The organism is Thalassobacillus devorans MSP14 (assembly GCF_000496835.1).
Taxonomy (GTDB): domain Bacteria; phylum Bacillota; class Bacilli; order Bacillales; family Halobacillaceae; genus Thalassobacillus; species Thalassobacillus devorans_B.
The window spans coordinates 1784994-1809563 of record NZ_KI543236.1 but is presented as its reverse complement, the minus strand read 5'-3'; the positions used below and the strand labels follow the sequence as shown (position 1 = coordinate 1809563).

The following is a 24570-nucleotide window of genomic DNA, read 5'->3' as shown; positions in this document are numbered from 1 at the left end:
TATTAAGTTAAATAGCAATAGCAATGAACGATTGAAGTAGTAAGAGGATCCCTGTATTCAGAGAGCCGCCGGCTGCTGTGAGGCGGTACACATTCATCTTGCGAATTACGATCCGGAGCTTTCTTCTGTATGGACAGGAGACGGTTTTTAACCAGGCCGTTATCGATACAAGTGGCACGCTTGTCGTGCAACAAGGGTGGTACCGCGACAATGCTCGTCCCTTTTTATTAAGGACGGGTTTTTTTGTTTGTCCTGATGGATATATTTACCACGTGGCGTGCTGGTTTGAGCCGTATTAAATGGAGGAGTGAAAGCATGGAGATTCTACAGGACTTAGAACAAAGAGGGTTAATTAATCAAATTACAGATGAAGAAGGGTTGAAGAAGCATCTGGAGGAAAACCAGGTGACATTATACTGTGGGTTCGACCCAACGGCTGATAGCTTGCACATCGGACATCTGCTCCCAATTCTGATGTTGAAAAGGTTCCAGCGTGCTGGTCACCGTCCAATAGCCTTGGTTGGCGGAGGCACCGGGATGATTGGAGATCCGAGTGGACGTTCCACAGAGCGCCAATTGAATGAGGCACATGTAGTGGAAGGCTTTAGCGAAAGTATCAAGAAACAGCTTGCCAAGCTGTTGGATTTTGATAAAGGGGAGAATGCTGCAGTTGCCCGTAATAACTATGAATGGCTTTCTTCCATCAATATAATCGAGTTCCTGCGTGATACAGGAAAGCATTTTGGAATCAACTACATGCTTGCCAAAGATTCTGTCGAATCCCGTATAGAGCAGGGGATTTCTTACACCGAATTCAGTTATATGATTCTGCAATCGCTAGACTTTTATAACTTGTACCAAAAAGAGAATTGTACATTGCAAATCGGAGGAAGCGACCAGTGGGGAAACATTACTGCTGGTCTAGAGTTCATTCGCAGACGTGCGGGTGGAGAAGAAGAAGTGAAAGCATACGGACTTACTGTCCCACTGGTAACAAAGGCGGATGGCAGCAAGTTCGGCAAGACAGCTGGCGGCGCCATTTGGCTCGACAGCAAAAAGACCTCTCCATATGAGTTTTACCAGTTTTGGATTAACACAGATGATCGTGATGTAATCAAATTCTTAAAGTCTTTTACATTCCTGGAAATGGAAGAAATCGCTGAATTGGAAAAAGAGTTACAAGAGCAGCCGGAAAAACGCGCGGCACAGCGTCGCTTAGCTGAAGAAATGACCGAGATGGTTCATGGAAAGGGAGCATTAGAGCAAGCACAGCGTATTACAGAAGCACTGTTCAGTGGTGATATCAAGTCATTGACTGGAGAAGAAATCGAACAAGGCTTTAAAGATGTTCCTGCCTATACTACAGATAATCAGGAAATCGGTCTGGTTGAGTTGTTGGTAGAAGCGGGCATTTCATCTTCCAAAAGGCAGGCGCGAGAAGATATTAAGAACGGTGCAATTTACATCAATGGTAATCGCCAGCAGGACCTTGGCCATACATTGCAGGAGGAGGATCGTATAGAGGGAAATTTCACGATCATCCGCCGAGGCAAAAAGAAATATTTTATGATTCGATTCCAATAGGAAAAAGATGGTTTTCCTAAGTCGTTCAGATAACGATTAAAAACCGATCAAATGGCAGACTAAAACGAGTATGGAACCTTCCATACTCGTTTTTTGTTAGTAAATACAAACACATATCTTTTTACCCTTACTCTTAAATCAGTATCTCGCATAAACATTGGAACCTTACCAGGCCACCGCAGGGATGTAGTGTCCTGGACCTTTCCACCCTTCATATGGTAAAGGCCACATTTAAATGTTGAGGGTAATAAATAAAGCCATCCGGTAATCGGATGGCTTTTGTGGAAGCATATTAACGAGAGTAGAACTCAACGATAAGGGCTTCATTGATTTCAGAAGGAAGCTCAGCGCGTTCTGGAAGACGGCTGTAAGTACCTTCCATTTTCTCTTCATCGAAAGTAAGGTATTCAGGAACAAAGTTGTTCACTTCTACCGCTTCTTTGATAGAGTCAAGGTTTTGGGATTTTTCACGTAGACCGATAACTTGACCAGGCTTCACGCGGTAAGATGGAATGTCAACACGTCCACCATCAACAGTCACGTGACCGTGGTTTACCAATTGACGAGCTTGACGACGAGTACGAGCCAAGCCTAAGCGGTAAACGAGGTTATCCAAACGGGATTCTAGTAAAGTCATGAAGTTTTCACCGTGGATACCTTTCATGTTACCAGCTTCTTCGAATAGGCGACGGAATTGACGTTCCGTTAGTCCATACATAAAGCGAAGCTTCTGCTTCTCTTGTAGTTGAAGACCGTATTCTGAAAGTTTTTTACGTTGGTTTGGACCATGTTGTCCTGGAGCGTAAGGGCGCTTGTCAAGCTCCTTACCTGTTCCGCTTAAAGAAATGCCAAGGCGACGTGACTTTTTCCAAGTCGGACCTGTATAGCGTGCCATAGGTATTTCCTCCTTTTTATTTTATTTGCATAAAATAAAAACAGTGTGTCCCACACACGATGCTCATTTTGTTTTCATGCACCATCGCTCCAGCAGCAGAGAGTTACACGATGCACCTCCTATCTAGAGGAACAAAATGATGACAACGCAGGTTCACATAGGCTGCCATTTATTTTACACAAAGGCTATTATAGGCTCTACAGATAGAGAAGTCAAGGAAGAATTGAGATTTACTAGTTATCATTAGAGATTGTTTTCCAGTGTTCGGGCGAATTTCTCCAGGTATTTTTTGTCTGTTTCATCGAAACGGTTTTTAGATGGGCTGTCTATATCCAGGACTCCGAAGATCTCTCCGCCTTTATGCAAGGGGACGACGATTTCGGACTGACTTGCAGCATCACAGGCGATATGTCCGGGAAAGGCATGTACATCTGAGACGAGTTGGGTTTGTTTATCTGAAACCGCTGTTCCGCATACTCCTTTCCCCGATGGAATACGAACACAGGCTGGCAGTCCCTGGAACGGGCCTAGCACCAATTCATTTTCTTCCTGTTTCCATATATAAAACCCGACCCAATTGACATCTGCCAGGAATTGGTTCAGTAAGGAAGAAGCATTCGAAAGGTTAGCTATTTGATCGGTTTCCCCTTCGAGCAAGGCGGCAAGCTGCTTGATTAATAGTTGATAGTTTTCTTCTCGGGTTCCATTATAGTGAATGGTTTGGAACATTTGATACCCCTCCAGTTTCTTGATTCGATATTTTTCGAGCCTGCAAGCGCAGGATTTGACGAACGCTTTTAACAGGATTCTTGCTTATTTGCGGCGAAATTCTTATCAATACAGAGAGGAGCTGATGTCCTGATGAAAAAGACCACGACCAGACAAAAAGTGATGGATGTCGCTTGTCGGCAATTTTTTCTCAAGGGGTACCATGGTACCTCGGTAAGAGATATTGCGGGCGAGGCAGCTGTAAATGTCTCATTGATCAGTTATTATTTCACCAATAAGCAAGGGCTTTTAGAAACGTTGATTATCGATTATTATGAAGATTATATTGATTTGATTGAGCAACAGGCGGAAGCCCTGGATGAATTAGAACCAATTGACCGCCTGTGTCGTCTGATTGAAGTAATTTTACATTATAAACAGGACCGGCATCAACTTACCTGTCTTATCCAGCGGGAGCTTTCTCTGGATAACCAATTTGTCCGGGAAATGCTCGTCACTTACCTGTCCAAAGAAAACCATTTACTATATGCCCTGTTCCAACAGGTGGTAGCACCGGTGGTGAAAGAGAAAAGAGATACAAAGTTTTTGTTCCTGCAATTCAAAGGCATGCTGCAGGCACCTTATGCGATGCCGCATGATTGGAAAGATTTCGTGACTTTCGATCAATCGCACAGCTACTTTGCTCAACAGTACAGCCGCACGGTGAAAAAGTGGGTGAAGATGCTTTGTGCTCAGCCGGTTATCAGTGTTTGATCAATTTGGTCAAGTCCCTGACCGATAGCAGAACTGGTATGAGCATCGGACCCGTACACGAGCGGAATACCGGCACGGTAAGCTTGTGCAGCAATCGTATGAGGTGGATAGCTTTCCTTGCAGGCAGGCTTATAATAGCCGGCACCATTATAGTCCAGTTGATAACTTTTCTGCTTGATTTTTTTTAACAGCTCCGGGACTGGTTTATCCCATTCCGAGGGAGACGGAAATCTGTGATGGAACTTCCTTACTAATGTCATATGTCCGATCCTGGCAGGTTTGTAAGGACCAAGATCAGCTTGTATAGACTGTTCTATTGTAGAAAAATAACTTTGGTACACCTTTTCTATTGCACCAAAATCTTCGACAGCTTTCTGAAATGCTGACTCACTGAAGTCAATACAATGGTATCTGCCACTCGGTCCCTTTAAAAAATGGACGGAAAGAATACTGTCATCCAGAACGTCGCCATATTCAGAGAGAAAAAGGGAAGTTTGCTGCTGATACCCTTCGATATAATCGACTTCGAGTCCGAGGAGAATGTCAATTTCCTTTTGATATTCTTTTTTTATTTGTTGAATATCCTTAATATAACTTTCCATTAGGGAAAGCTTCATTCCACTGTCTTTATCAGGCACAGGGTCATGGAATGAGGGGGGTAATGGCGCGTGTTCTGTGAAAGTCATTGTTTGATAACCTTGTTTCAGCGCCTGTTCTATATAGGCTTTGAACGAATCAGAAGAACCGTGTGGACAGTATGGTGTATGGATATGACCATCAATAATCATCAAACTCCCCCTTTAGTGTAGAAGAAAATGTCATATTGTTAATTATTTTGAAATATTTTAGCAAAAATGATCGTTCTCATGGTATCATAATTACAACAATTTATCATTTTGGAGCCTATTTTCCTCTATTGAAAGGTGTCATCTGTTAGGAGGCTGTTTATGGAGTATTTGATCGGGTTAATTTTAGTTATTATCGGGCTTATCATATATGGTTTGATTGCCAGGAAAAAGATATATGATGAAGTCGATCGACTGGAAAATTGGAAAATGGAAATTATGAATCGAAAAGTGACAGAAGAGCTTTCAAAAGTGAAGAATTTGAATTTGTCGGGAGAAACTCATGAGAAGTTTGAAACATGGCGGGAACGCTGGGATAGTATCTTAACCCAAGAGCTTCCGGATCTCGAAGAAGATCTATTCGATGTCGAAGAAGCGGCAGACCGTTACCGATTCCGGAAAGCGAAGCACAAAATCCAGCTGATAGAAAAGAAGCTGGAAGACAAGGAAAAGGACATAGAAGAAATATTCAAAGAACTTGAACAGCTATTGGAATCAGAAGAGTCAAGCCGCCGGGAAGTCGAACATATTGAACCTTTATTAAATGACTTGAAAAAAGAATTGGTCCAAAATCGCCATAAGTATGGAAAAGCATACCGTGCTTTTGACGAGGAAATAAATACGATCCAGCAAACGCTTGACGATTACCGGAATTTGGTGGAACAAGGCGATTACATGGAAGCGAAGCAACTGGTCCACCAGCTGAAAATTATTCTGGAGGAGCTTCAACAGCGAATCTCTGCATTTCCATTATTATATAAAAAATGCCGGCAGGAAGTACCGATGCAGTTAGATGAAATTCTGGCTGGTATGGCAGAGATGAAAGAGGAAGGATACCGCCTGAACCATCTGGGGTTTGAAAAAGAAATACATAATCACAGGGAAACCCTTGCTGACTGTCTCACTGTCATGGAACAAAGCAGCTTAGATGGGGTGGAGGATTCTATCACAGAAATCGAAGTGCGTATCCAGGAAATATATCAGTTGCTTGAAAAAGAAGCGATAGCTCGAAACAATATCGAAAAACAATATGAGCCTTATCAGAAAGTGCTGGAAGAATCAGAACAAATTCTGCTTGCCACTAAAGAAGAAGTCCAAGAATTACAGCGTACCTACCACTTCGAAGATGAAGATATGGAAAAACAGCAATTGCTGGAAAAATGGATGGTGAAGATCAAGAAACAATTTCTTGATTTTCAGAAAAAACTAGAAGATGATTCAACTTCTTATACCGACTTACAGGCCAAGCTTGAGGATTGCCAAAAACAATTAGAAGAATTGCAAGTGGAACATAAACAATTCAGTGATCGAATCAGAACGTTGCGCAAAGATGAAAATGAAGCAAAGGAAAAACTTGTCTCGATGCAGCAATCTTTACTGGATATCAATAGGAAATTAAATAAAAGTAATATGCCTGGAATTCCTGAAGAATTGGCAGTCGAATTAAAACAAGCATACGAGGAGTTGCAAGAGGTCTTTATGACTTTAGAACAGCAACCTTTGGAAATGACAAAAGTTAATGCCGCCCTGGACAATGCTTCAGCAAAGATCACACATGTAACTGAAGCAGCAAGTTATACAATGGACCAGGCGCAGCTTGCAGAATCTGTGATTCAATATGGTAATCGCTATCGAAGTCAATATCCATTGATTGCCGCCAGGCTCTCAGAAGCAGAACGGGAATTTCGTTCTTACCACTATGATACGGCGCTTGAACAAGCCGCGGAAGCTATTCAGGAGATCGACCCGGATGGGTTAAGCCGGTTAAAAACACAACAAAACGTTTTGGTTTAGGGTGGATGACGATGAAAACATGGCTAGTCGCTTTATTAGGATTGTTGACCATTAGCATCTGGTCAACAGTCATATTTATTGCAGTCACCCAAGATAAATCACTTATAGCACGGCCGCATAATGTTAAGAATAGCATAGTTATTCAGGAACGCAGTGTACCAAAAATTCCAGAACTGGCTGACTTGGCAGCAAAGGATAGAGAGACAGCAGTGGGTGGCACAATTATAGGTGAAACCGCGATTACCAAAGCGTGGGTAGAGGACGTTTCTAAAGATGGACGTCTTTCGATTGATACTTTATTGGCTTCATTAGAAGCTGGAGAAGATCCAGAAAATAAGTATTAGTATAAATACAGGAACCGTCATGACTTTAGTGACAGTTCCTGTATTGTTTATTTTTAACATAAGTTATGATAATATATGAGACTGCAAAATAACGCTGAAGGGGACATCCCGATGATATATTTAGACAATAGTGCGACGACAAAACCTTATCCGGAAGTCGTCCAGAGCTTTCAAAAAGTAGCAGAACAATATTATGCCAACCCTTCTTCTATCCACAAATTTGGAAGCGAAGCGGAACGTTTATTACTTCAATCCAAAAAACAGGCAGCACAGCTTCTGAAAGTATCTCCCGAAGAGGTTATTTTTACATCCGGAGGAACCGAAGGGAACAACATCGCGATAAAGGGGATTGCATTAGAACACCAGAGTAGAGGGAAGCATATTATTACAACACAAATCGAACACCCTTCTGTTCTGGAAGCATGCAGGGCCTTGGAATCTTTAGGATTTGAAGTCAGCTACCTCCCTGTTACAGAAACGGGTTCGGTACGAGTGGAAGATATTAAGGCAAGCATACGGCAGGATACAGTATTAATCAGTATCATGTCTGTGAATAATGAGCTGGGCACTGTCCAGCCGATTCGTGAAATAGGACAAGTAGTTCATGAGTATCCAAAGATATTTTTCCATGTCGATCATGTCCAGGGTCTTGGAAAGATAGATATGGACTTTTATGAATGTGGAATTGATCTATGTACCATGTCAGGTCATAAGGTTCATGGCTTGAATGGTACTGGGGCTTTATTCGTCAAAAGGAGGACGAAACTTTTCCCTCTTCATCACGGTGGTGGTCAGGAAGGGGCATACCGGGCAGGGACAGAAAACCTGGCAGGGAATGTTTCATTTGTTAAAGCGTTGCGAATGAGCATGCAACAGAAAGCAACAGCCGTGAATAAGCTTAGAACTTTGAATGAGCGGTTGAGAAACAGGCTGGCTGTTAATCCTTTTGTCATCATTAATTCACCATCGGAGGCAGCTCCACATATTATTAATGTTTCTGTGCCTGGTTTTAAGCCGGAAGTAGTCATTCATGCGCTCGGAGAAAAAGGGATATACATTTCCACCATGTCTGCCTGTTCTTCCAAACGATCAGATGAAAGTGCTGTTTTGGCTGCCTGTCAGCTGAAAGAAGACAGGACGACAAGTGCTTTGCGAATCAGTATGTCTTATCAAAATACACAAGAAGAAATTGATATGTTTGCAAGTGAATTAGAAAAAGTACTAGCGGAATTAAACAAAGTGATGGGGTAGATAAATTATGCAATTCGATCAAATCATGGTGCGTTACGGTGAAATGGCGCTTAAAGGAAAAAACCGTCATAAGTTTGAGCAAAAGCTGCAAAGCAATGTGACACATAAATTGAAACGATATCCAGCTACTAAACTAAAGAAAACAAGAGATCGTATGTATGTCATGTTAAATGGAGAAGATCCCTATAAAGTCATGGAAACATGTCAGGAAGTGTTTGGCATTCAGAGTTTAAGTTTTGCCATTCGAACTGAAAAAGAGGAAGATAAAATTAAAGAAGCAGCACTGTTTGCCTTTAATGATTCAGAAAACGCAAAGACTTTCAAAATATCTGCAAAACGTACGGATAAAACGTTCCCGATTGGATCGCAGGAAATGAATCAGCGTTTAGGCGGCCATATCTTAAAAAATACAGAGGATGTAACAGTTGATGTTCACAATCCTGATGTAGAGATTTCTGTGGAAATCCGGCAGGACGCGGTTTATATTACTGCAAAAAAATACCCTGGCGCAGGTGGTCTGCCAGTAGGGACAACCGGCAAGACTTTATTACTTTTATCCGGAGGAATCGATAGTCCGGTTGCCGGATATCTCGCTATGAAGCGAGGTGTTGAAGTTGAAGCGATTCATTTTCACTCCCCTCCTTACACGAGTGAGCGGGCTAAACAGAAAGTTATGGATTTAGCACAGGAATTGACTCGCTTCGGTATTAAATTAAAAGTTCATCTCATACCTTTTACGAATATTCAGCAAAAAATCCATCAGGAAATGCCTGAAGGGTATAGTATGACCATTATGAGAAGACTGATGTTAAGAATCAGTGAAGCTGTTGCAAAAGAACAGGAGATTCTTTCTATGACTACTGGTGAATCTCTGGGCCAGGTTGCAAGTCAGACGATGGAGAGTATGAGTGCTATCAACGATGTGACCAATTATCCAGTAATCCGTCCGTTGGTCGCCATGGATAAGCTTGATATCATATCAATTTCTCAACAAATAGGTATGTATGATATTTCTATCCGCCCATATGAGGATTGTTGTACAGTCTTTGTACCAAAATCCCCTAAAACGAGGCCAAGTAAAGAGAAAGCCAGATATTATGAATCAGCAGTTGATTTTTCTGAAGATATTAAACAAGCAGTAGAGGAAAGAGAGATCATGGAGCTTAAACTTCAAACAGCTTCAGAGTCTGTAAATGAATTTAAAGATTTGTTCTAAATATGCTTTGTGACAACCTTTAACCTACTAGCAACAAATACCAGTGTGAGTTTTGAATGAAAAAAATCCTCGTTACGCATGATAGAAGTAACGAGGAGGTGAAACAACATGGCGAACAACAACAGCTCAAATCAATTAGTAGTACCTGGTGTACAACAAGCTTTGGATCAAATGAAAACTGAAATCGCTCAAGAGTTTGGTGTTCAACTTGGTCCTGATTCAACTTCCCGTGCCAACGGTTCAGTTGGTGGTGAAATCACTAAACGCTTGGTTCAACAAGCTGAGCAACAATTTGGTGGTCAACAATAACTAAAAAATTATATGTATGGCTAAAGTCTTGCTGTTCTTCAGCAAGGCTTTTCTTTATGATGAGTATAGGGTGGATTTAATCACCTTATAATTGTTTACATTCAGAAAAAGAGCGATCCATGGCAAAAACTCTTCCGGGTGATGTGTGCAATAAGGAAGAATAAGTGACTGCAGGGGAGCAAATATACATAGTAAGAAGGGAGAAGGTATGATGGCTGAATTATGGTATGGTGGAAAAATATATACAATGGAGAAGGAAGGAGAATGGGTAGAAGCGGTAGTTACAGATAATGGTGAAATCATTGCAGTAGGAAATAGCCAGCAACTGTATCATACATATGAAAAACAGTTGACGAAAGAGTATAATTTGATGGGTCATGTCATGTACCCAGGGTTTGTAGATAGTCACTTGCATATCATTGGCCATGGTGAGCGTCTGCAACGGCTGGATTTGTCTTTTATGAGATCTGCCGAGGAAGTTAAATGGGCATTGAGACAGCATGCAGAGCAGATTCCCAAAGGGGAATGGATCATTGGTGAGGGGTGGAATGAGAATCAATGGGAAGATCAGCGGATTATCTATAAAGATGAACTGGATGAAATCACTACCGATCATCCCATGCTGTTGACCAGAATTTGCCGCCATGCTCTGCTTGCCAATTCAAAGGCGATGGAGCTCGGAGGGGTAACTGCTGCTACACCAGATCCTCAAGGGGGACTGATTGTTCGCTCAGAAATCGGGGAACCTCTAGGCTATTTTCACGATCAAGCACAGGAGCTTATCAAACAAGCGATGCCCGAGGTTACTCCTCAGTACCTGGAACGGGCCTTGAAGATGGCGGTAAATGATATGCATATGAATGGGCTGGTTGGCGGCCACAGTGAAGACTTGAATTATTATGGCGGCTTTCAAAAAACTTTTGATGCCTTTCGGGCAGTCATTGACGGAAACCAATTGAAGTTCCGGGCCCATTTATTGGTACATCATGAAGTTGTGGAAGATATGCATGATAATGGCTATAGGTTCAAAAGTGGCACGGATTTTGTAGAACTTGGTGCTATGAAGATATTTTCCGATGGTGCTCTTGGCGGAAGAACAGCCTGGCTATCAGAAGCTTATGCAGATGACCCGCTGAATCGTGGAGTAGCTATCCATGAAAAGAAATCTTTAGAAAAGCTCATCCGTAAGGCTAGGGATAAGCAAATGCCTGTAGCCGTACATGCAATTGGAGATCAGGCAGTTGAGACTATTGCAGATATCCTCAAGAAAAATCCTCTGGCTACTGGGGAAAGAGATCGTATTATTCATGCACAGATCATGCGCGAAGAGTTATATGAGAAATTGGCTGAATTGAATGTAATATTGGATTTACAGCCGACATTTGTTGCATCAGACTTTCCTTGGGTAATCGAACGGATCGGTGAGCACCGTCTGAAGCATGCATACGCATGGAAAACTTTATTGGACAAAGGAATTCCTTGTGCGGGAGGTTCTGATGCGCCTATTGAAGAAATCAATCCTCTATTAGGAATACGAGCTGCAGTCGAACGGCGGGCTAGTTATGATCAAAAAGTTTATAATCCTTCCCAGCAGCTGTCTATGTATGAAGCAATTTCCCTCTATACTAGTGGAAGTGCATTTGCAATCAAGCATGAACACGACCGTGGCAAAATTAAAGAGGGCTACACTGCTGATTTCACTGTATTGGATCGTGACTTGTTTACGATTGCAGCCCATGAAATTGTCGATGCGAATGTATCGATGACTGTAGTAGATGGAGAAGTTGTATATCAAAGAACTTAATAATAATGCTATGGGAAATTTCAGATAAGCTCCCAATAGCTGAAGACTCAGTTTCGAGATTTCAGGTAGCGATTATGGCGGCAGGGAAAACGGATCGCTTTCCGTGGGCATGTGGTGAGCTTCCTCAGGCTTCGCCTTGCGGGATCTCACCGCTCATGTTCATCCCACAGGAGTCTCACCGTTTTCCCTGCCGCCATACGTTTATTTGTGTCTCGAAACTTTATCAGGAATAGCGTATTTATAACACAGAAAGTACAAGCACGATTTCGAGTGCTTTATATTGGCAAGGGGCATGGGGGAAGGTTGAGACTCCTGCGGGAAAGGATAGACTGGCAAGACCCCGCAGAGCTTTAGCTCGAGGAGGCTTGCCGGCTTCCCCGCGGAAAGCGAATCGTTTCCCGAAGCCCCTCAACTCCAACAACATCTCGAAATCAAGTCTTCCATAATCCGGCCATTTTGTTGAATAAGCACTTATGAAAAATCAACAGAGCAAATAATAAAGTCCTGGCACGTTTAGTTAGTGCCAGGACTTCATTATTTTATAAAAAGGTTCGCTTTACGCGATCCCAGAAAGTATTATCCTTCATTTTAACGGTCTTGATAACACGGTCGCTTAGATTAATGGACAAATCTTTAATATTGCGGATAGAGTAAGCTTCATTATCCATCCCAATAATTGGATAATCATTACCATCCTGCTGGACACTTAATTTCAACGTTCTTTCTCCGCTTAATACAAATGGTGATCCGAGTGTCCGGTAACGATTATTATTCAGTGAAGCGATTTCACTTACCTGGAAACAAGGAAGCTTCGGATCGATCACTGCACCTTTGGTCGATTTATTGTAACCGGTACTTCCGGTAGGTGTCGCTACGACTAAACCATCGCCGCGGAATGTCTCAAATGGCCGATCATCAATAAAAACATCGACCACAATTGTTTTTATCAATGTTGAACGCAGACTGCATTCATTCAAACAAAGCATCGTGGATTCATTATCGACGGTCGCTTCAATAACCGGAAATCTTCTGACTTCCAAGTCGGCATTGACCATCGAATCGACCATTGTGTCAAAGTCATCAATATTGAAATCACAGTAAAGTCCTGCTTCGTCTTCTCTCCGGATACCGACGTATAGACAATCCTGGCGAAATCCTGTTTTTCTGACAGCTTGAAGGAATGTTCCATCTCCTCCGACACTGATTATGATATTGGCATTTTTCGAGTCATCCAAAATGGTAAAGCCATTTTCTTCAGCAAGCTTAAATAATGGCTGAAGCTTTATATCAAGCTCTTTGTTCGGTGGGTAATAGAAAAAAAGGTTTTGTCTGTTATTCGACATATGTATGCCTCCCTCTACTTGGTAATCTTTATTTTATCATCTCCAGGTTGTAAGGGGAAATGCTTCCAAGCCGCCCATTGTATGAAAATGTTTGTAGAAATATGTTTATTCGTTTGGGCTAATGTTGATACTAATATGCAGGTGAGGTCTCATGGAATGGATTTGGATTACCTTTTTATTGTTGATGTTCGTACTGGCCGGATTACTATTCATCAGAATATCACTCAAATTTCATTTGATAATCCTGCCTATTGAAAAGCGGCTTACATTAGTCGCTTATTTGGGTTTTCTGCCTGTTTATCGAAAGCGTATTGATTTTAACCATTTAGCAGATGGTGAGACAGGACTAGCACATGTGGAGAAAAAAGCAGAAGAATTCTTGAGACAGCAAAACAGGGATGATAATAAAAAAAGGAATTTAAATCTGCATCAGCTGGTGCAAATGGGGAGAGCGATAACAATACATAAAATGAATAGCATGATGCGTGTAGGAACAGGTAACGCTTCTTCGACTGGTTCTGTTGCTGGTGGGCTGATCGCGATTGGTTCCCTGTTGGAACAATTGATCAATCAATTGTTCACCATAAAAAAGCCTGCTCATTTCCGGGTGGAGCCATCCTTTCAAATGCCATGCTTTCATGTGCATGCTGATGGTATATTTTCTTTCCGGCTTGGTAAGGCTATATATGTGTGGTTACGATACGTGAACAGATAGCCTGAAAAAGCCAGATGATTAGCAGGAGGTAATAGCATGAATGAGCATCCGATTCAAGGTCTAATGACCACAGCAATGGATAGTCTGAAAGAAATGATTGATGTCAATACAATTGTCGGTGAGCCGGTCGAATCGCCTGATGGTAGTATCATTATCCCGGTTTCCAGAGTTGGATTCGGGTTTGCGGCCGGAGGCAGTGAATTCAAAGCGAAAAGTGGCGGGGATCAAGGGAAAGATGGACGAAGCCAGGATCAATCAGAAGAAGAGCTGCCATTTGGCGGTGGCAGTGGTGGCGGTGTCTCCATTACTCCAATTGCTTTTTTAGTTGTTAGAAAGCAGGGAGTACAGATGATTCATTTGAACGAACAAACGCATCTTTACGAGAGAATGCTGGATTTAGCACCTCCGGTCATTGAAAAAATTCAGGAATTATTGCAAAAAGGTAGCAAGAGCGGCGGGCAGCAACAATCAAGGCGTCCTTCTTCCGACCTTTTATAGGTTAACGTTAGACAAGTTTAGAAACTGCCTTCATAATAAAGATAGGCAGTTTTTTTATTTACCTATTCAAACACAAAGCAAGGAGGACGAGGAAATGGCATCAATCACTTTTAAGGAAAATCCAGTGACACTTGTAGGGGAAGAAATTAAGGTAGGGGACAAGGCTCCAGACTTCAAGGTGCTTGCTAATGATCTTAGCGAAGTGACTCTCGATGATTACAAAGACAGTGTCAAATTGATCAGTGTCGTTCCTTCTCTTGATACTGGCGTTTGTGCCGAGCAGACACGCCGTTTCAATGAAGAAGCAACACAACTTGGTGATGTTAAAGTTTTGACTATCAGTATGGACCTCCCATTTGCACAAAAACGCTGGTGCGGTGCTGAAGGTATTGAAAACGTAGATACCTTGTCAGATCACCGTGATGCTTCTTTTGGTAAAGCATATGGTGTGTTGATCGAAGAACTTCGTCTATTGGCGCGTGCTGTGTTCGTTGTCGATTCTGAAAATAAGGTCACTTATACGGAATATGTCAGCGAAGCGACAAACCATCCGGATTATGAATCAGCTATTGCTGCAGTGGAACAAGCCAAGTAAGTTGACTGGCTAACAGATGAATTGTATGATCGGATAGTAAATATGATATCGAGAGACCAACATGGCGCATTTCTAAAATTGAATGCGCCATTTGCTTGTTTTAGATTATGAATCACAGTTGACGTACAGGGGAACAGTAAGGAGGAACAGTTGGATGGAACAATCACATGTAGAAGAAGTATTTGAATGGATCGACGAAGCTGCTACTGCAATAGAACTTCAAGAGAACACGTCATACTTAGAATCTGTGGCGGACGCCCTGGATGTTTTATTCCACCAGGCACCATTTGATGATATGTCTGATTTGCTCAAACAGCAATTGGTAAAGCATTTGAAAGAAATCGAACTGAATAAATTTGAGAAAGAGGAAATCCGAAAGGCGACACAGTTAGCCATTTTGAAAGGTATGAAGGGTGCTACTCAGCAACAACATCTTATCACTCCAGATACGGTGGCCATGTTTATGGGTTATCTGACCCAGCGATTATTCAAAAACGCACATGAGATACGGATATTCGATCCGGCCTGTGGTACAGCCAACCTCCTGACAGCTGTGCTTAACCAGTTAGACAAGCAGGTTGCCGCTTATGGCAGTGATGTAGATGAAACATTGATGAAACTGGCACTGGCTAATGCAAATCTGCAAAAATCAGAAATTGAATTTTTCCACCAGGATAGCTTACGTCCATTTTTATTAGAACCGGTCGACTTTGTTTTAGCTGATTTACCAGTCGGCTACTATCCAGATGATGTTCAAGCCGGTGAATATGAGTTGAAAGCAGAAGAGGGACATTCCTACGCCCATCATTTATTCATCGAACAAAGTTTACGTTATACCAGGCAGGGAGGCTATTTGATGTTTGTCGTCCCTAACTTTTTATTTGAAGGTGATCAGGCACCACAACTGAATGCCTTTTTAAGAGAGCATGCACATATTGTAGGAATGCTGCAGCTGCCAGAGGGGTTATTTAAAGAAGAAAAACACGCTAAAAGTATTTTGGTTCTGCAAAAGAAAGGAAAAGATACGAAAGCACCAAAAGAGGCTTTACTGGCGAAACTACCATCCTTTAAAAACCATCATGCTATGGCTGATATTCTCGGCCAAATCAACCAGTGGTTCGAAAAAAATCATTCTTCGTAATTATGAGAAAATAAAGATTTTATTGCGTAAACGTTACCATTTACTCTTGCATCTTGAAATTGGCCACAGCGGGTGATTAAATGGTAGTGGAATGAAACTAGTGAGCCTAATTTAAGGGGATGAAGAACCTTGAGTAAAATCATAGCAATCAACGCCGGCAGTTCTTCTTTGAAGTTTCAGCTTATTGAGATGCCGGAAGAAACAGTAATAACTAAAGGGTTAGTAGAAAGAATCGGGATCAACGATTCTATTTTCACAATAGAAGTGGGCGGAGAAAAAGTTACGACCACACAAGATATTTCAGATCATGCAGAAGCAGTTAAAATGCTGTTGGATAAACTGACTTCTACTGGCATTATTGAATCCCTGAATGAGATTGATGGTGTAGGGCATCGTGTCGTTCATGGAGGGGAGCGTTTCAGTGATTCAGTTTTGATAACTGACGAGGTTATCCAGGAGATTGAAGAGGTTTCAGAATTGGCTCCTTTGCATAATCCCGCAAACCTGACAGGTATCCGGGCATTTAAGCAAGTACTGCCTGAGGTACCATCAGTAGCGGTGTTTGACACTGCATTCCATCAAACTATGCCAGAACAATCTTATTTATACAGCCTGCCGTATGAGTACTATGAAAAATATGGCATCCGCAAATATGGATTCCATGGCACATCTCATAAATATGTATCCGAACGGGCTTCGGAAATGCTTGGTCTTCCGATTGAACAGCTGCGCCTCATTTCCTGCCACCTCGGTAACGGAGCAAGCATTGCAGCAATTGAAGGCGGAAAGTCAATTGATACATCAATGGGCTTCACGCCATTGGCAGGTGTTACCATGGGAACGCGTTCCGGTAACATCGATCCTGCTTTGATTCCTTACATCATGGACAAAACAGGGAAATCTGCTGCTGAAGTGATGAATGTATTAAACAAAGAAAGCGGGATGCTGGCACTCTCCGGTTTCTCCAGTGATCTACGGGATATTGAAGAAAAAGCTTCAGAAGGGGAAGAACGTGCAGAGCTGGCTTTGGAAGTATTCGCCGCGCGCATTCATAAATATATTGGGTCCTATGCCTCACGTATGCATGGTGTAGATGCCATTGTATTTACCGCAGGTGTTGGAGAAAACAGTACATCTATCCGTGAACGTGTCTTGAAAGGCCTTGAGTTTATGGGAGTTTACTGGGACCCATCTTTGAATCAGGTACGCGGTAAAGAAGCATTTGTAAATTATCCGCATTCTCCTGTCAAAGTAATGATCATTCCTACCAACGAGGAAGTTATGATCGCCCGTGATACTGTACGTCTATCCGCTTAATGATAAAACCAGGCAATCCGTTTCTGAACAAACGTGGTGCCTGGTTTTTATTTATACGTGGATTTTATTTTTTTCCTATTCGAGCTAGAATAAGAATAGGCATAAGAGGAGAATGGGAGGCAATAAGATGAGCGATGGAAGTAAAGTGAGCAGGGATATCCAGCAATGGAGAAGGAACCATACTGATTACCAGCCCAATGATTTTGAGCGTATGTATGATGCCTGGGTCAATCAAATGTTTGATGGTATCGATTCTAAATGGAAACAGCGCTTTTTTCGTAATTTAGATAATTACTTATTTCATACTCATGCTTTTATTCAAGGTACTTCTTTTCAAAATGAAGCAAGGGAACGTATCGTCACGGTCGGTAGAGTTTTTGATAATCAAATTGAAAATATATCTGATTTAAAGGGGTTGTCTATCGACCGCCGTACATATATCGCCCAGCAGCAAATATCACGGATCAGGCTGTATTCTTTTGCCCAGGGAGGGTTAACTGGAACCGGCGGCCTGCTTCTATTCGGCTTGGATTTTCCATTGATGATGGGAATGAATTTGCGTGCTGTCCAAATGATCGGTTTGTCGTTCGGTCATGAAATGAACCATCCGTATGAGATGATGCTGTCGTTGCGTGTCTTCCACGCAGCTACTTTGCCAAAACGGATGCAAGAGGAAGCATGGGAATCTATGGTGGAGGAAGTGCGGAATAACAAACACCCCTATGTGTTTGAGGGTGCGGATGACCTTACGGATGAATCCTGGCTGGAACAGCCTCTTAAGCAAATTCTCAAATCACTGTTTATCGTAATGTTTCGTAAAAAGCTGATACAAGGATTGCCTTTAGTCAGCATGACAGTAGGCGCCACTGTCAATTACCGTTTGACACGCCGGGTATCAGAATTCGCGTTGAGGTTTTATCAATATCGATATTTACTAGCAAAGGAAGAGGAGGGGGAAGATGTCCGTTGAGGAGCATAAACAAGAAGCAAAAAAATCAATAGCGTGCATGATCATCACAGTGAGTGATACGAGAACAATAGAGACAGATAAAAGTGGGAAATTGATGATGGAGTTGTTGGCATCAAACGGGCACTCCATCGTCGATCATCGTATTGTGAAAGACGAAGCACAAGCAATTCGAGATGCAGTAGAAATTGGATGCAGTAATACGGAGGTTGAAGCGATCCTTACCAATGGAGGAACTGGAATTGCGAAGCGGGATGTGACGATTGAAACGGTCGCTTCATTATTTGAAAAAGAAATACCGGGGTTCGGGGAAATTTTTCGGATGCTTAGTTACACAGAAGATATTGGATCTGCAGCAATTTTATCCAGAGCAATTGCAGGTGTCAGCAGAAACACGGCTGTTTTCTCCACACCTGGTTCGAGTGGGGCAGTGAAACTTGCCATGAATAAATTGATTCTCCCGGAGCTTAGCCATATCATCCAGGAAATACAAAAAGATATTTAAAATAAACAAACCCAGCCACTAACACCTAGTGGCTGGGTCTTTCTAACTGGTTTTTGCGGTTATGACAGGATTTGTCCGGTACCAGATCCATAAGTCATTGATAATCGAAGCAAGCTGGCTGATCCGGTCGTTCAACTGGCAGGACGCTTCGAAGTCATCTTCATTATTAAGCCGTGCTAGACAGTTTTCTATTTCTATTTCCAGCTCCTTGATTTTATCAGGAATTTCCCCGCGATGATTTTCCCATTCTGCCAGAATCGAAGCTTGTTCTATGTGGGAATAGGTATAAAAAGGGCGGGGAAGATCCGGAATATAAAGTTGAAGCCTTGAGTCATAATTGAAAAGTTGTTCCATAAAACCTCCCGCAACTTGTTATTTTTGTTCTGGCATCCGTACTACGAGTACGTCGCATTTTGCATATCTGGTAATGTGTTCAGATACACTGCCGATAAAGAAGCGTTCCATCGTGTTGAGTCCGGTAGCCCCGCAGATGATCAAGTCCGCCTGATATTTTGGGGCTACATCCTTAGCGATCTTTATTTTAGGTGAACCATATTCAATATCAATGATGACATTGTCTACTCCGGCTGTTTTCGCTTTCTCCCGGTATTCATCCAGTAACTCTTTTGCATAACCTTCTGCACGGATAGCGAGAGATCTGTCATAAGCTTCGACCGTAGCAAATGCGCGGGTATCCACAACATGAGAAAGAATTAACTGGGCGTCATTACGCTTAGCAATATCGATTGCTTTTTTAAAAGCGAATTCAGCAGCGTTAGATCCATCAATTGCTACTACAATGTTACTATACTCGAATGACATATGGAACGCTCCCTTCCTTAATTTATACTTCTATTATAACATGCAGTATGTTGTTAATGTAAACGTTGTCAGACATGAAAACAAACACTTTTGTGAACATTATAAAGGGAGGTGCCAATATGGAAAAAGACATCAAGAAAAGTTCCAAAGATGAGGAAAACTCTCTGGAAGGAATCAATGAAAGTTATCAGTCAGGGAGTATAGAATTTCCGCGGATGAAAGAGAAAAAACAGCAAGGGTAAGGTATTTCCTGAATAGGAAGGCAGCAAGGAAATATATTCTCCTTGCTTGCTTTTTGTGGCGAGGGAATTGACTCCCACCCTGGTTCCAAACCTATAAGCGAAGACAGAAGAACGGGAAAGGAAAAGCATTAAGTGTGAACCTATTTCAAGTTTTGTAGTAAAGTAGAAAGAGTACAAAGGTTTACAGTTAAAATATAAAAAAGTTACATAAAAAATTTAAAATTGCAAAGACTGAAGGAGGAATATCTATGCGACATGCCCTCATTACCGCCGGCACGAAAGGACTAGGGAAAGTTGTCACTACCCGCTTTTTGGAAATGGGGCATTCTGTCACCGTTACGTATCGAACGGATCGTGATAAAGCAGAACAACTTCTGGATGAGTGGGTCGAACACCAGGATCGTATTCAAATCATTCAGGTGGATGTCACGATAAAGAAGGATTTGATAGAACTTGTTCAGCAAACCATAGACCGATTCGGGAGAATTGATTACTTGATCAACAATGCCGGCCCTTATATTTTTAAAAGAAAAAAATTATTGGATTACACCCAGGAAGAATGGGATACCATGATACGCGGCAATTTGGACGCATCATTTCATTTATTCCAGCAGGTGGCTCCATATATGAGAAAACAGAAGTTCGGACGTATCATAAATTATGGCTTTCAGGGAGCGGGGGCTGCTTCCGGGTGGATCTATCGTTCTGCATTTGCGGCTGCCAAAGTAGGATTGGTATCGCTGACGAAAACCATTGCATTTGAGGAAGCTGAAAATGGAATAACCTCAAACATGATTTGTCCTGGAAATATTATGGGAGAAATGAAAGAATCTACAATTGCTGAAAGTAGAAAAATTCGGGATGAACATACACCAATAGGAAGGTCAGGTACCGGTGAAGATATCGCGCGCACGATAGAATTTTTATGTGAAGAAGACAGCGACATGATCACTGGGGCAGTTTACGAAGTAACAGGAGGGCTGGATGTCATCCATCGTCACCGGTGAATCATGATTTTTTGTAAAAATTAAATGTGTAAATAGAGAGTTTTTTTGTTACAATGTAAAGGCTTACATCTGCGTCATCTATCCACTTTTCAGAAATAGTGGTATAGTGATTATGAAGGGAAGGGCAAGCGTCCTGGATCAATTGATTGGGAGGTTATGAAGATGAAGATTGGGGTACCCAGAGAGATAAAAAATAATGAAAACCGTGTGGCCATGACTCCAGCAGGTGTAATTTCTTTAACCAACGCAGGTCATGAGGTTTATGTGGAGACCCATGCGGGAACAGGCTCGAATTTTACGGATTCACAATACATAGAAGCAGGCGCTACTATCGTAGCTACAGCTAAAGAGGCATGGAGGCAGGAAATGGTCATGAAAGTAAAAGAACCACTTCCTGAAGAGTATGATTACTTTTATGAAGGACTTATTTTATTCACGTATCTCCATCTGGCTCCAGAGCCTGAACTGACAAAAGCATTGATTGATCGAAAAGTAGTCAGCATTGCTTATGAAACAGTTCAACTGGATAATGGGTCTCTTCCTTTGTTGACACCGATGAGTGAGGTTGCAGGCAGGATGGCTACCCAAATAGGTGCACAATTCCTTGAGAAGCTTCATGGGGGGAAAGGTATTCTTCTCGGAGGTATCCCTGGAGTACGACGTGGAAGAGTCACCGTTATTGGGGGTGGAGTTGTCGGGACCAATGCAGCGAAAATAGCGATGGGTCTTGGCGCTGATGTAACAATCATCGACTTGAACCCTGAACGTTTGCGTCAATTGGACGATATATTCGGTTCAGAGATCAATACACTTATGTCGAACCCATTGAATATTCAGGAAGCTCTGGCAGAATCAGACTTAGTGATTGGAGCTGTCTTGATTCCTGGAGCAAAAGCTCCGAAACTTGTCTCTGATGAGATGGTCCAGTCCATGATGAAAGGTTCAGTCATTGTGGATGTGGCGATTGACCAGGGAGGGATTTTTGAAACCACTGACCGGATTACTACTCATGATAATCCAACGTATGAAAAGCATGGAGTCGTGCATTATGCCGTGGCAAACATGCCGGGCGCGGTACCGCGGACATCAACTATCGGTTTAACCAATGTGACAATCCCTTACGCGCTGCAGCTTGCTAACAAAGGGTACCGGCAGGCATGCCAGGATAATATAGCGTTACGTAAAGGGATTAACACCTTGAATGGTTTTGTAACTTACCGTGCTGTAGCAGAAGCACACCAGCTGGAATTTTCAGATGTTGAATCCTTACTAGAATATGAGTGATAACCGAACCAGCGAGGGCAGCTTAAGCTTTCCTCGCTGTTTTTAATAGCATCATCTAAATATTTCAGTTAAAATGAAACTTTCTTTCGGTTATATCGTATAAGAAAGTGACGCAGCGTTTTCATGAAGGAGAGGTGACTGGTCCTGGGACTGTTTTCACGTTTATTTTCAAATAAAAAAGCAAAGGCACCAGCAGTAAAGGAACGCACCCCGTTAAACATTCAAGTAGGGGACATTGTAAACTATGACCTGGTGGATTATGAAGTGGTTGGAAAAATTACTTACAGGGAACATGCCTATGAATGGTTCGGTTATCAATTGCTTGAAGGCCACTCTACGATTTGGCTCTCAGCGGAGATGGACGATGAGTTAGAGTTAGGCATATACCGTACCATCAAGCTTCCAGTATCTAAACCTTTCCCCAAAACCTTGGTATATGAAGGGAAAACCTATCATAAAGATGGCGAAGGGGATGCAAGAGTTGTCGGTGAAGGAAGAAGCGCGAATGTCAATGGCCAGATGATTTCCTATGCGGATTATATCGCTGCGGACGAGACTGACTATCTCAGTGTAGAAGCCTGGGGGAGTGACACAGAAGTTAGTCATGGTTATGATATTGAGCCATATGATATTAAAATCATAGCCGGTTCCCATTAAATTTAAGGAGGAAACTAAGGATGTTCCAATTTTTTAAACGCGTTAAAACAGTAGTAAATTCAGAATTGAATTCGATGCTGGACAAAGCAGAAGATCCAGTGAAAATGCTGGATCAATTCATGCGTGATATGGAAAATGATATTCGCGAGGCAGAAAGTGCCGTCGCCAAGCAAATTGCCAATGAAAAGATGCTGAAGCGTAAACTCGATGATGCCCGGGCTCTTGTCGACAAGCGAATGAAGCAGGCAGAGCAAGCGATAGAAGCAGGTAACGAAGATCTTGCACGTCGTGCCCTGGAAGATAAAAATAGCCAACAGGATCAAGCGGAACAATTGCAGGCATCATGGGAAAAAGCTAAATCAGATGCAGATAGTCTACGTGAAAAGTTAGATGAAATGAAAAAAGAATACCAGCAAATGAAGTTGAAGAAAGATTCCTTGAAGGCACGTGCAGAATCGGCAAAAACAAGAACAAAAATGAATCGTACGATGTCCGGTATTGGGAGCGATGACTCTCGTAAAGGTTTCGAGCGTATGGAAGAAAAAGTTCTTCAACAGGAAGCTGAAGCTGAAACAAGTGAAGATATGTCGCAGGCCAGCCGATCCCTTGATGATGAATTCGAGGCTCTCGAGAAAGACGGGGTAGACGACGAGCTGGCGGCATTGAAGAAAAAAATGGGTAAAGAATAACCTGTCAGCTGATCATAGTGAAAAGAGATATTTGAGCTATGGAAGAAGGGTCTGACTAAATGTCAGGCCCTTATCCATGGGCTTAAGAAACTTTCTCCAGGAAGGAGGAAACTATATGAAGGACTATCTTGTTTTATTTGGGGTCGGCATCATCATCATTGTACTGTTCATGAATATTTTTGCTGGTAATAATGATAGATCAAGAGGTATTTCAGGCTCCTTTTCAGATCCTGCTCTTACATATGACGAATTACCAGAAGAGCCATCAAAAGAAAAAATCATCTCTTCTTTGCAGCAATCTGACCCCTCTGATGCCGAGAAACTTGTAAGCAATCACTTTCCATTAATTGATACGGTCCGTACAGATCAAGGCATTTCCAAGGTTTATGTCACAAGGGAATTTAAGATACCAGAACTGGCGAATCTGTTAGCTGACACCCTCGAGCCGGATGAGAAAAGTGATTACAACAACGGTAAACAGGTACTTGTTTATCCGGATCATTTTGTAATTATGAAGGAAAGTGAAGAAAAACCTGGCGTGGTGTTCATTGAGCTTTCGAACGATCAATTTGTCCGTAATCATTATTCACCTGGATTCTTTAACGGCCTTTTAACCTATGCTGTATTGAACAGAATGCTGGGATCCAGTAATTGGGCTGAAAACCAGGCTGGACGTTGCCGGGCTTCGAATGATTGCTATGGTGGTTACACTATGTACGGGGGGTATCGCTCAGGAGATACAGGTACATTCCGAGGGTCTACGGGACGTGGCGGAGGACCCGGTGCAGGAAAATAATCTATTAGGAGGTTGAAAGTATGGGACCATTCATTGCTACTTTTGCTTATTTTGTCATTGCAGTCATCGTCGTATTGATCGGACTGGCCGTATTCGAATTGATAACTACGAAATATAAGGATTGGGAAGAAGTTAGACAAGGCAATACTGCGGTTGCTTTATCTATTGCCGGAAAAATAATCGGGATTTGTATCATACTCTCATTTGCTATCTATCATAGTTTGACACTATGGGACACTTTGATTTGGGGAGCGTATGGGGTAGTCCTGCAAATGCTTGCCTATTTCCTGTTTGAAATGTTCACGAGGAAATTTTCAGTGGAAACGATGTTGAAAGATAACAATATAGCTGTCGGAATCATCTCTGTTGGAGTTTCCATCGGTCTGGCTTTTGTAATCGGTGCATCCATTACATAAGTCAATCGTCCAGGGAGGGGTGTCTCTGCTTGTGGAGATAGCCCTTCTTCTT

The 24570-nt window shown here is 42.2% G+C and carries 28 protein-coding genes and 1 other annotated feature; of the genes, 22 read left to right on the top strand and 6 right to left on the bottom strand.

The window, feature by feature from the left end:
- The first annotated feature begins 14 nt into the window (after positions 1-14).
- Positions 15-225: a binding site (T-box leader), on the top strand.
- Positions 226-315: 90 nt separating this feature from the next.
- A complete protein-coding gene (gene tyrS / locus P855_RS0110165) occupies positions 316-1584 on the top strand; it encodes a tyrosine--tRNA ligase (RefSeq protein ID WP_028783476.1) in 1269 nt (422 codons plus the stop codon).
- A 292-nt stretch (positions 1585-1876) separates the two neighbouring features.
- Here tyrS and rpsD read toward each other — a convergent pair whose 3' ends face one another.
- Together rpsD and P855_RS0110155 are read right to left on the bottom strand one after the other, a co-directional pair.
- The gene (rpsD, locus tag P855_RS0110160) at positions 1877-2479 is read right to left on the bottom strand and encodes a 30S ribosomal protein S4 (protein WP_028783475.1); all 603 of its coding nucleotides are present in this window, start codon (positions 2477-2479) and stop codon (positions 1877-1879) included.
- 243 nt (positions 2480-2722) lie between these two features.
- The gene (locus tag P855_RS0110155; RefSeq protein ID WP_028783474.1) at positions 2723-3208 is read right to left on the bottom strand and encodes a GAF domain-containing protein; all 486 of its coding nucleotides are present in this window, start codon (positions 3206-3208) and stop codon (positions 2723-2725) included.
- 132 nt (positions 3209-3340) lie between these two features.
- Between P855_RS0110155 and refZ the strand changes: the two genes are divergently transcribed.
- Positions 3341-3961, top strand: a complete 621-nt coding sequence (refZ, locus tag P855_RS0110150; protein ID WP_028783473.1) for a forespore capture DNA-binding protein RefZ — start codon at positions 3341-3343, stop codon at positions 3959-3961.
- Here the strand turns inward: refZ and hisJ are convergent.
- Entirely contained in the window at positions 3940-4749 is an 810-nt protein-coding gene (hisJ, locus tag P855_RS0110145) for a histidinol-phosphatase HisJ (protein ID WP_028783472.1), read from the bottom strand. The two genes, refZ and hisJ, sit on opposite strands and share 22 nt — an antisense overlap.
- 159 nt (positions 4750-4908) lie before the next feature.
- Here hisJ and ezrA point away from each other — a divergent pair, with 159 nt between their 5' ends.
- The 6 genes from ezrA to P855_RS0110115 all read left to right on the top strand — a co-directional run bounded on the left by ezrA (position 4909) and on the right by P855_RS0110115 (position 11524).
- Positions 4909-6600 carry a septation ring formation regulator EzrA gene (gene ezrA / locus P855_RS0110140; RefSeq protein WP_028783471.1) on the top strand — a complete coding sequence of 564 codons (1692 nt, stop codon included), beginning with the start codon at positions 4909-4911 and terminating at the stop codon, positions 6598-6600.
- An 11-nt stretch (positions 6601-6611) separates the two neighbouring features.
- Entirely contained in the window at positions 6612-6944 is a 333-nt protein-coding gene (locus P855_RS0110135) for a hypothetical protein (protein ID WP_028783470.1), read from the top strand.
- 111 nt (positions 6945-7055) lie between these two features.
- Entirely contained in the window at positions 7056-8195 is a 1140-nt protein-coding gene (locus P855_RS0110130) for a cysteine desulfurase family protein (RefSeq protein ID WP_028783469.1), read from the top strand.
- A gap of 7 nt (positions 8196-8202) precedes the next feature.
- Complete coding sequence (gene thiI, locus P855_RS0110125) at positions 8203-9411, top strand: tRNA uracil 4-sulfurtransferase ThiI (protein ID WP_028783468.1); 1209 nt, start codon at positions 8203-8205, stop codon at positions 9409-9411.
- 108 nt (positions 9412-9519) lie between these two features.
- Positions 9520-9720, top strand: a complete 201-nt coding sequence (locus P855_RS0110120; RefSeq protein WP_028783467.1) for an alpha/beta-type small acid-soluble spore protein — start codon at positions 9520-9522, stop codon at positions 9718-9720.
- A 211-nt stretch (positions 9721-9931) separates the two neighbouring features.
- Complete coding sequence (locus P855_RS0110115; protein WP_028783466.1) at positions 9932-11524, top strand: amidohydrolase; 1593 nt, start codon at positions 9932-9934, stop codon at positions 11522-11524.
- 539 nt (positions 11525-12063) lie between these two features.
- Here P855_RS0110115 and P855_RS0110110 read toward each other — a convergent pair.
- Positions 12064-12867, bottom strand: coding sequence for an NAD kinase (locus P855_RS0110110; protein ID WP_028783465.1), 804 nt, complete (start codon positions 12865-12867; stop codon positions 12064-12066).
- A gap of 151 nt (positions 12868-13018) precedes the next feature.
- On the opposite strand from P855_RS0110110, the gene P855_RS0110105 reads away from it, so the two are divergent.
- The 7 genes from P855_RS0110105 (at position 13019) to P855_RS0110075 (ending at position 18605) form a co-directional block, all read left to right on the top strand.
- On the top strand, positions 13019-13582 hold the full coding sequence (locus P855_RS0110105; protein WP_028783464.1) for a DUF2953 domain-containing protein: 564 nt from the start codon (positions 13019-13021) through the stop codon (positions 13580-13582).
- A 36-nt stretch (positions 13583-13618) separates the two neighbouring features.
- A complete protein-coding gene (gene ytfJ, locus P855_RS0110100; RefSeq protein ID WP_028783463.1) occupies positions 13619-14080 on the top strand; it encodes a GerW family sporulation protein in 462 nt (153 codons plus the stop codon).
- 94 nt (positions 14081-14174) lie between these two features.
- Positions 14175-14675: a thiol peroxidase gene (gene tpx, locus P855_RS0110095; protein WP_028783462.1), complete on the top strand. Its 501-nt coding sequence runs from the start codon at positions 14175-14177 to the stop codon at positions 14673-14675.
- A gap of 154 nt (positions 14676-14829) precedes the next feature.
- Positions 14830-15816, top strand: coding sequence for a class I SAM-dependent methyltransferase (locus tag P855_RS0110090; protein WP_028783461.1), 987 nt, complete (start codon positions 14830-14832; stop codon positions 15814-15816).
- A gap of 129 nt (positions 15817-15945) precedes the next feature.
- On the top strand, positions 15946-17133 hold the full coding sequence (locus P855_RS0110085) for an acetate kinase (protein ID WP_028783460.1): 1188 nt from the start codon (positions 15946-15948) through the stop codon (positions 17131-17133).
- A gap of 127 nt (positions 17134-17260) precedes the next feature.
- Positions 17261-18103, top strand: a complete 843-nt coding sequence (locus P855_RS0110080; protein WP_152526211.1) for an EcsC family protein — start codon at positions 17261-17263, stop codon at positions 18101-18103.
- Positions 18093-18605, top strand: a complete 513-nt coding sequence (locus P855_RS0110075; protein WP_028783458.1) for a MogA/MoaB family molybdenum cofactor biosynthesis protein — start codon at positions 18093-18095, stop codon at positions 18603-18605. The genes P855_RS0110080 and P855_RS0110075 overlap by 11 nt, the downstream gene beginning before the upstream one ends.
- Before the next feature lie 42 nt (positions 18606-18647).
- On the opposite strand, the gene P855_RS0110070 is transcribed toward P855_RS0110075, so the two are convergent.
- The gene (locus P855_RS0110070) at positions 18648-18959 is read right to left on the bottom strand and encodes a hypothetical protein (RefSeq protein WP_028783457.1); all 312 of its coding nucleotides are present in this window, start codon (positions 18957-18959) and stop codon (positions 18648-18650) included.
- Between the two features lie 18 nt (positions 18960-18977).
- On the bottom strand, positions 18978-19427 hold the full coding sequence (locus P855_RS0110065; RefSeq protein WP_028783456.1) for a universal stress protein: 450 nt from the start codon (positions 19425-19427) through the stop codon (positions 18978-18980).
- 119 nt (positions 19428-19546) lie between these two features.
- Between P855_RS0110065 and P855_RS22645 the strand changes: the two genes are divergently transcribed.
- The 7 genes from P855_RS22645 to P855_RS0110030 all read left to right on the top strand — a co-directional run bounded on the left by P855_RS22645 (position 19547) and on the right by P855_RS0110030 (position 24518).
- Positions 19547-19669, top strand: coding sequence for a hypothetical protein (locus P855_RS22645; RefSeq protein WP_268744485.1), 123 nt, complete (start codon positions 19547-19549; stop codon positions 19667-19669).
- A gap of 248 nt (positions 19670-19917) precedes the next feature.
- Positions 19918-20676: an SDR family oxidoreductase gene (locus P855_RS0110055; RefSeq protein WP_028783455.1), complete on the top strand. Its 759-nt coding sequence runs from the start codon at positions 19918-19920 to the stop codon at positions 20674-20676.
- A 162-nt stretch (positions 20677-20838) separates the two neighbouring features.
- Complete coding sequence (ald, locus tag P855_RS0110050; protein ID WP_028783454.1) at positions 20839-21960, top strand: alanine dehydrogenase; 1122 nt, start codon at positions 20839-20841, stop codon at positions 21958-21960.
- A gap of 138 nt (positions 21961-22098) precedes the next feature.
- On the top strand, positions 22099-22617 hold the full coding sequence (locus tag P855_RS0110045; protein WP_327084778.1) for a DUF4178 domain-containing protein: 519 nt from the start codon (positions 22099-22101) through the stop codon (positions 22615-22617).
- 20 nt (positions 22618-22637) lie between these two features.
- The gene (locus P855_RS0110040) at positions 22638-23306 is read left to right on the top strand and encodes a PspA/IM30 family protein (RefSeq protein WP_028783452.1); all 669 of its coding nucleotides are present in this window, start codon (positions 22638-22640) and stop codon (positions 23304-23306) included.
- 115 nt (positions 23307-23421) lie between these two features.
- Positions 23422-24102 carry a DUF4247 domain-containing protein gene (locus P855_RS0110035; RefSeq protein ID WP_028783451.1) on the top strand — a complete coding sequence of 227 codons (681 nt, stop codon included), beginning with the start codon at positions 23422-23424 and terminating at the stop codon, positions 24100-24102.
- Positions 24103-24122: 20 nt separating this feature from the next.
- A complete protein-coding gene (locus tag P855_RS0110030) occupies positions 24123-24518 on the top strand; it encodes a DUF350 domain-containing protein (protein WP_028783450.1) in 396 nt (131 codons plus the stop codon).
- The last annotated feature ends 52 nt before the right edge of the window (positions 24519-24570 follow it).